The organism is Pseudomonadota bacterium (genome assembly GCA_026388215.1).
Taxonomy (GTDB): domain Bacteria; phylum Desulfobacterota; class Syntrophorhabdia; order Syntrophorhabdales; family Syntrophorhabdaceae; genus JAPLKF01.
The window spans coordinates 1-2908 of sequence record JAPLKF010000071.1; the positions used below are offsets into that span (position 1 = coordinate 1).

At 39.6% G+C, this 2908-nt stretch carries 3 protein-coding genes; all 3 read left to right on the plus strand.

Annotated elements, in window-relative coordinates; all coding sequences use genetic code 11:
* Positions 1-442 precede the first annotated feature (442 nt).
* A complete protein-coding gene (locus NTU69_04895) occupies positions 443-1450 on the plus strand; it encodes a DctP family TRAP transporter solute-binding subunit (GenBank protein ID MCX5802860.1) in 1008 nt (335 codons plus the stop codon).
* A gap of 87 nt (positions 1451-1537) precedes the next feature.
* Positions 1538-2044, plus strand: a complete 507-nt coding sequence (locus NTU69_04900) for a TRAP transporter small permease (protein MCX5802861.1) — start codon at positions 1538-1540, stop codon at positions 2042-2044.
* Positions 2045-2047: 3 nt separating this feature from the next.
* Positions 2048-2908 (plus strand): TRAP transporter large permease (locus NTU69_04905; protein ID MCX5802862.1); only part of this gene is annotated, 861 nt, incomplete at its 3' end.

The following is a 2908-nucleotide window of genomic DNA, read 5'->3' on the forward strand; positions in this document are numbered from 1 at the left end:
AGGGCCTGTATAGGTATCAACAATGCCTACCTTAATCGTATTTGCCGCATTGGATGTCGGACACATAAAAAATAGACCAAACAAACTGACCAAAAAAATTGAAAACCATTTTGATTTTTTCATAATACTACCCCCTTCAAAATTTTAAATCATTTAAACTACACAATAATCATTTGTAAAACAAAAGTGCTTCCTTGTCAATACTAAAAACCACTTTAGCATTTTCAACCCTTTAATTCTCACTGCATACATAATGGAGGATATCCTTTTTTGCATATCCCTCTAAATTTCCTTTTGAAATCTCGTTCTCTTGCTTAGAAATGTTCTTCGTCAGATCATTCACCAATCAATAAATGTTTTAAAATAATTTATTTGACAAGGATGGATTTTTATATAAGAATTTATCTAATAAAACTAAAAATAGTACAAGGGGGATAACATTATGAAAAAAGGTATATGTGTAATCTTTATTTTATTGGCCTTTATACTTTCTTCTTTTTCGTTTGCCGAAGCTAAGATTATTGTAAAATACGGCCATGTGGGACCACCCATTCACCCGCAGCACCATGCAGCAGTTGCTTTTGCTAAATATGTGACAGAAAAGACAAAAGGGGAGATTGAGGTTCAGGTATTTCCCCTTGGTCAGCTCGGTGGTGAACGTTCCATGACAGAGCAGGTTCAGGCAGGGACACTGCATATGACAGCAGTGACTGCTGGTGTGCTCGCTAATTTTGTGCCGGAAATGGGTATAATCGAATTACCATTTATATATCCAAATAGAGAGGTTGCCTATAAGGTTCTTGATGATAAGGATGTGAAAGAAAGATTCTATAAATTTTGCGAACCTAAAGGCTTTATCTTTATTGGATACACAGAGAATGAGTTCAGGGATATAACTAATTCAAAAAGACCCATCAGAAAACCTGAAGACTTAAAAGGCTTAAAGATAAGGGTCATTGAAAGCCCATTATTTATAGATACCTTTAAAGCATTTGGAACTAATCCAACCCCGCTTCCTTTCCCTGAGATTTACAATGCTTTACAGCAAAAGGTTATTGATGCCCAGGATAACCCTATTTATACATCAATTTTGATGAAGTTCACAGAGGTTAACAAATTTGCCACTATAACAAATCATATATTGACTGAATGTCCGACAGTGGTGAATAAGAAATTCTGGGAATCCCTCACACCTGAACAGCAGAAAATATTCAAAGAGGCAGCAGAAGTACAGATAAAGGTGAACAGGGATGGGAATGCAAAAAATAGAGTAGAAGCCTTGGAAAAGGCAAAGGCCCAGAAGGTGGATGTCATAATATTAACTGCAAAAGAAAGGGGAGCCTTCAAAAATGCTGTAAAACCTGTGTACGAAAAATATAGAGGTGTATTCGGGGCTGAATGGTACGACTTCTATTTAAAGAAGATAGACTTTTATTCGAAGAAGAAGTAAAAAGATCAAGGGTTCAGGGAATAGGGGTCAGGGTTCAATTGACCCCTATTTCTCAAAGCTGAAAGCTAATGGCTGATAGCTAAAATAATGGACAATTTCATAAAAAAGCTGAACAAGCTCGAAGAGGGATTCCTTGGCCTGTCGCTCCTTGGCCTTGCAATCCTGACCTTTGTCGAAACTGGCCTCAGGTATACCATATCCTATACGTTTACATGGTTCCAGGAGTTCGCAAACTATTTAATTATTTTTGGGACATACCTTGCGGCATCAGTTGGTGTAAAGTACGGTACACACTTTTCAATGGAGGCCCTGACAGAATATGCCCCTGACAGGGTAAGCCACCTTTTGAAAACAATTGCCTATTTTATATCGGGGATTATGGTCATCATTTTTATATATTACGGGTTTAAACATCTCGTGTCATTAAAATCCTTTGGTGTGAAAAGTTCTGCCATGCAGATACCTATGTTTATTCCCTATATAGCGATTCCACTGTTTTCCATATCGATGGCTTTCAGGTTTTTTGTGTTGTCCTTCAAGCACTTCAAAAGCTTCTTGAGAGGTGAGCCCTTTGAAAGGGTCAGGAGAAAGTAACAGATGAATTTAACGATCATCCTTCTCTGCTTCTTTGCCCTCCTTACCCTCAGCATGCCGATCTCTCTCGTTCTGGCCGCCACAACAGCTATATACCTGATTTTTATTGCCCATACCCCTTTGACATCTCTTATTCAGCAGCTTTTCAACGGTCTTGATAACTTTGTTCTCCTCGGCGTGCCATTCTTTATCCTTGCAGGCAATATAATGGCTGAAGGGGCAATCTCTGACAGATTAGTGAGCGTAATGAAGCTCTTTGTTGGTAGATTCACAGGTGGCCTTGCAATGGCATCGGTGATGGCATGTATGTTTTTTGCCGCCATCTCCGGTTCTTCCCCGGCTACTGTTATTGCCATAGGAAGCATCATGATGCCTGCCCTTATAAAGGAAGGCTACGGTGACAGATTTTCCATAGGCCTGCTTACATCTGCAGGTTCCCTTGGCATTCTTATCCCTCCGAGTATACCTATGATTCTTTATGCCCTTGTGATGAATGTTTCTGTCGCAGAAATCTTCATGGCAGGTTTCCTGCCCGGTATTTTCATCGGATGCTGCCTTATGGGCTACTCGTATTATATGTCCCGCAAAAATGGATGGCACTCAAGAGTACACTATACTTTTAGAGAAGGATTGAAGATTATAAAAGATGGGTTATGGGCTTTATTCCTCCCTGTCCTTGTGCTCGGTGGCATATACGGGGGTGTTTTCACACCAACAGAGGCTGCAGCAGTATCTGCTGTATATGCACTTTTTGTTGAGCTTTTTATATACAGGGAACTGAAAATAAATAAACTTTTTGCTATATGCAGGGACTCTGCAATCCTATCAGGATGCCTCCTCTTTATACTCTCCTGTGCAATGAGC

Bases quoted from the DNA above. Each gene is read 5' to 3' on its own strand.
- NTU69_04895 (MCX5802860.1), top strand. From the start codon at position 443: ATGAAAAAAGGTATATGTGTAATCTTTATTTTATTGGCCTTTATACTT.
- NTU69_04900 (MCX5802861.1), top strand. From the start codon at position 1,538: ATGGACAATTTCATAAAAAAGCTGAACAAGCTCGAAGAGGGATTCCTT.